We start from the raw sequence: 4,316 nt of genomic DNA, 5'->3' as shown, positions 1-4,316 counted from the left end.
GCGGGCCGGACGCCTCCCCTCGGTAGGCCCGCAACACGCCGCTTGCGCATCGAGAGTTGCGGTTCCTCCCGGGCGTCCGTCCGCACAAAGTTCGGCTACATGGGGCAGCTCCCGCCCTTTGCCCCCCGCGGGCCCGCGGCGTTTATTCCGAGAGGCAACGCAACAGAAAACCGACAGCCCGACCATACAGGCTGCAAGCATCGACCCCCGTTGCGTTGAAACTCAAGTTCATGCCATTCGCCTCGCAGACAGCAGCAGACCAGACGTAACCATGGCTACAGACATAGCTCAGCCCGCCCGACGCATGCCCGCGGTAGCCCGGGGCCGTGTCGCCCGACATCCCCCGCCTCCCCGTCGGCTACTTGAGCGCTGCCCTCGCCGTCCCGATGATTTTGCAGATACTCATCGCGAAATGCGTGAAGAGGATACGCGCATTGCCATTCTGGCGGATATGCCCCAACAGCAGTTCGAACTCCCGCACGAACTCCTCGACCGTCGCATGCGAGACATACGGCGCGAAATTTTGACAAAACCGCTCCTGCGCCGGATTCGTATAAGCCAGCCTCCGGAGGCCGATCCCCGTCAGGTAACACGCCCGCAGCAACTCCAACCCCGCTATGCAGAACTGCTTTTGCACCTCCCGCCCCAACGGCGCCATCTCCTCCGCCCAGCTGAACAGATCCAGATACTTCTGCTGGTAACACAGCCGCATCAACCGAATGAACCGCTCCCCATGCTCCGCCGTGCCGCCTCCCGCCCCCTCCGTCCCCGTCGCCAGCCGTACTGCCGCCCCCCAGCTCCCCTGCGCCAGATAGGCCGCCTGCTCCGCCTCTTCCGCCGTGATCCCCCGGCGAGCCACCAACTCCCGGGCGATCAGATCGTCCGCCACCCCCGCCAGCGCCACCGTCTGCGTCCTCGACCGGATCGTCGCGATGATCTTCTCCGGCTCCACGCTCACGAACAGGAAGAGCGTCCGTTCCGGCGGCTCCTCCACCAGCTTCAGCAGCGTATTGGCCGCCGTCTCGTGCAGCCGCTCCGGCAGCCAGACGACCACCGTCTTGTATCCCCCCTCGAACGCCTTGAACCCCATCTGTCGCACCAGCTCGTTCGCGTCGCTCTTGTTGATGATCCCCTGCTGATTCTCGATCCCCAGCCGCGCATACCACTCCTGCTCCGTCAGATAGCCCCCCGTCTCCGGAATCATCTGCCGCCAGAGGTGCACGAACTGCTCGCTCCGCGGTTTTTCGTCCGCCCGCCCCGTCGCCACCGCCTCCTTCGACGCATTCACCGGATAGATATAGTGGCAGTCCGGATGCTCCAACCGCTGCATGCGGTAACACTCCGGACACTCCCCGCACGAATCCTCCTCCGTCCGGTTGCGGCAGTTCACATACTGAGCGTAAGCCAGCGCCAGCGGCAACGCCCCCGTCCCCTCGGCCCCCGTGAAGAGTAGCGCATGGCTGATCCTCCCCTGCCGCACCGTTTCGCGCAGCCGTCGTTTGACCTCTTCCTGACCGATAATATCCTTGAATTGCATATTCCGACTCGCGCCGTCGTTCGAAACCCGCCCGGCGCCTGACGAAGATACGGAAATTTTGCGTATCTTCGCCTTTCACACGGAAGTCTAAAATAATACAGTACGAACCATGAGAATAGCAGAGTTGCTCGCCTCCGGCGAGCGAAACGTCGAAGTCGTGGCCAAAGGATGGGTACGCACCAAGCGCGGGAACAAGAACGTCGCCTTCATCGCCCTGAACGACGGCTCGACTATTCATAATATACAGGTCGTGGCCGACACCGCCGCCTTTGACGAAGCCTTGCTCAAAGAGATCACCACCGGCGCTTGCTTGAAAGTGACCGGCACGCTCGTCGACTCGCCCGCCTCGGGCCAGCCCGTCGAGATTCAGGCCCGGCAGATCGAAATCTACGGGACGGCAGATCCCGACAGCTATCCGTTGCAGAAAAAGGGGCACACCCTCGAATTTCTGCGCGAGATCGCCCATCTGCGGCCTCGGACCAATACCTTCGGTGCCGTGTTCCGGATTCGTCACGCCATGGCTTATGCCATCCATAAATATTTCAACGACCGGGGATTCTACTATTGGAACTCGCCCCTGATCACCGCCTCCGATGCCGAAGGGGCGGGCGCAATGTTCCGCGTGACCACGCTGGCGCCGGGCGAGAGCGATTTCAGCGAAGACTTCTTCGGCCGTCCCACCAACCTGACCGTCTCCGGACAGCTCGAAGGAGAGCTGGCCGCGATGGCTCTGGGACAGATCTATACCTTCGGGCCGACCTTCCGGGCCGAGAATTCCAACACCCCTCGGCACCTGGCCGAGTTCTGGATGGTCGAGCCCGAGATGGCCTTCTACGAGATCGAAGACAACATGAATTTGGCCGAAGACTTCATCAAATATCTGGTGAACTATGCGCTGGAACATTGCGCCGACGACCTCGCCTTCCTTGAAAAGATGTACGACAAGGAGCTGACCGAGCGGCTGCGGTTCGTGACCGCCAACGACTTCGTGCGGCTCACCTACACCGAGGGGGTCCGGATACTGGAAGAGGCACGGGACGCGAAAGGGGTGAAATTCGAGTTCCCGGTCTTCTGGGGGGCCGATTTGGCGGCCGAGCATGAACGCTACCTCGTGGAACAGCATTTCAAACGTCCGGTGATTATGACCGACTATCCGAAAGAGATCAAGGCCTTCTATATGAAGCAGAACGAGGACGGGCGGACAGTTCGTGGGATGGACGTGCTCTTCCCGAAGATCGGCGAGATCATCGGCGGTTCTGAGCGCGAGGCCGACTACGGCAAGTTAGTGGCCCGGATGGAAGAGATGGGCGTGCCGACCGACTCGATGCAGTGGTATCTGGACACCCGTCGTTTCGGGAGCGCGCCGCACAGCGGTTTCGGACTGGGTTTCGAGCGTCTGGTACTCTTCGTGACCGGGATGACCAACATCCGCGACGTGATTCCGTTCCCGCGGACGCCGAAGAATGCGGAATTTTAGTTCCCGCTTGTATATGAAGAGGGGGCGGTTCCACTGGTGGTGGAGCCGCCCCTTCGCATATACAATCCTTTATGCCGAAACCGCCTATAAATCCAGCACCGTATTCCACCCGTGCCGATCCTCCACCTCTCCGTGCTGGATCGCCACCAGTTCGTCGTACAGCTTCTTGCTCCACGGTCCCACCCCCTCGCCAAAGCGATAGGTTTTGCCGTCCGCCGGATCGAAGATCGTCGAGACCGGCGTAATCACCGCCGCCGTTCCACAGCAGCCTGCCTCGCTGAACGTATTGAGTTCGTCGAGCTCCACCTGCCGCGCTTCGACCTCCATGCCGAAATCCGCTGCAATCTGCCGCAGACTCTTGTTCGTAATGGAAGGCAGAATCGAATGCGACGCCGGCGTAATGTAATGCGCCCGTCCGCCCTCCGCCGCGTCGACCCGGATTCCGAAGAAGTTCGCCGCCCCGCACTCGTCAATGTAGCGATGCTGTGCCGGATCGAGATACAGCACGCTGTCATACCCCTTTTCGTGTCCTTTGAGCGCCGAAGTAAGGCTCGCACCGTAATTCCCCCCCGCCTTGGTATGTCCTGTTCCGAACGGCGCCGCTCGGTCGTGCGTGCGGTCGATAATCGCGCTGATCCCCTTCATCCCCCCGCTGTAGTACGGCCCCACCGGGCTGACGAACATCAACAACAAGGTCTCGCTGGCCGGCTTCACCCCTAACTGCGGCCCCGATCCGACGATCACCGGTCGGATGTAGAGCGACCCGCCCGATTCGTAAGGCGGAATATACTCCTTGTTCAACGTCACGACGCGGGTGACCATTTCGCAGAACAGTTCGACGCTCGGCACCCCCATCCGCAGGTATTCCGCGGAGCTCTGCATCCGCCGGGCGTTTTCGTCCATCCGGAACACCCGCACCTTCCCGTCCGGACAGCGAAACGCCTTCAGCCCTTCGAAAGCAGTCTGCCCGTAGTGGAAAGCCGTCGCCGCCATGTGCATCGTTACAGTCTCTTCGGCGTGTTCTTCGATCTCTCCCCATTGTCCGTCTCGGCAGTAGCATCGCACGTTCACAGGGGTTCTAGTGTATCCGAATTTGAGGTTATTCCAGTCGATTTCTTCCGGTTTCATATCTTGAATTTTGATCGTTCGTTATTATTCTGTGTCTACCCGCTGAAGAAAAGGTACCCAAAAGACTTTTGCAGAGGTCGGCCCTGTGGGCCGACCACGTGTTCTCTCCGCCTTGTTCGTTGGGCTGTGATTTTCAGGCGCGGACAAAAAATAAGGTCAAGACCCTGCGGCTCG

The 4,316-nt window shown here is 60.6% G+C and carries 4 protein-coding genes; 1 reads left to right on the top strand and 3 read right to left on the bottom strand.

Annotated features, from left to right (window positions below; all coding sequences use genetic code 11):
* Nucleotides 1–142: 142 nt before the first annotated feature.
* Together QZ302_RS08925 and QZ302_RS08920 are read right to left on the bottom strand one after the other, a co-directional pair.
* The gene (locus QZ302_RS08925; RefSeq protein WP_294594602.1) at nt 143–340 is read right to left on the bottom strand and encodes a hypothetical protein; all 198 of its coding nucleotides are present in this window, start codon (nt 338–340) and stop codon (nt 143–145) included.
* An 18-nt stretch (nt 341–358) separates the two neighbouring features.
* Entirely contained in the window at nt 359–1,537 is a 1,179-nt protein-coding gene (locus QZ302_RS08920; RefSeq protein WP_294594599.1) for a DNA polymerase III subunit delta, read from the bottom strand.
* A 109-nt stretch (nt 1,538–1,646) separates the two neighbouring features.
* On the opposite strand from QZ302_RS08920, the gene asnS reads away from it, so the two are divergent.
* Nucleotides 1,647–3,014, top strand: coding sequence for an asparagine--tRNA ligase (gene asnS / locus QZ302_RS08915; RefSeq protein ID WP_294594597.1), 1,368 nt, complete (start codon nt 1,647–1,649; stop codon nt 3,012–3,014).
* An 84-nt stretch (nt 3,015–3,098) separates the two neighbouring features.
* Here asnS and QZ302_RS08910 read toward each other — a convergent pair whose 3' ends face one another.
* On the bottom strand, nt 3,099–4,142 hold the full coding sequence (locus tag QZ302_RS08910) for a branched-chain amino acid aminotransferase (protein ID WP_294594595.1): 1,044 nt from the start codon (nt 4,140–4,142) through the stop codon (nt 3,099–3,101).
* Nucleotides 4,143–4,316: the final 174 nt, after the last annotated feature.

The organism is uncultured Rikenella sp. (genome assembly GCF_910579375.1).
In the GTDB taxonomy this organism is placed as follows: domain Bacteria; phylum Bacteroidota; class Bacteroidia; order Bacteroidales; family Rikenellaceae; genus Rikenella.
Note: the sequence above shows the minus strand (reverse complement) of the source record. Positions and strands in the feature narration are given on the sequence as shown.

Excerpts from the sequence above, each read along its gene's own strand:
- QZ302_RS08910 (WP_294594595.1), bottom strand. The coding sequence starts at position 4,142 with ATGAAACCGGAAGAAATCGACTGGAATAACCTCAAATTCGGATACACT.
- QZ302_RS08925 (WP_294594602.1), bottom strand. The coding sequence starts at position 340 with ATGTCGGGCGACACGGCCCCGGGCTACCGCGGGCATGCGTCGGGCGGG.
- asnS (WP_294594597.1), top strand. The coding sequence starts at position 1,647 with ATGAGAATAGCAGAGTTGCTCGCCTCCGGCGAGCGAAACGTCGAAGTC.
- QZ302_RS08920 (WP_294594599.1), bottom strand. The coding sequence starts at position 1,537 with ATGCAATTCAAGGATATTATCGGTCAGGAAGAGGTCAAACGACGGCTG.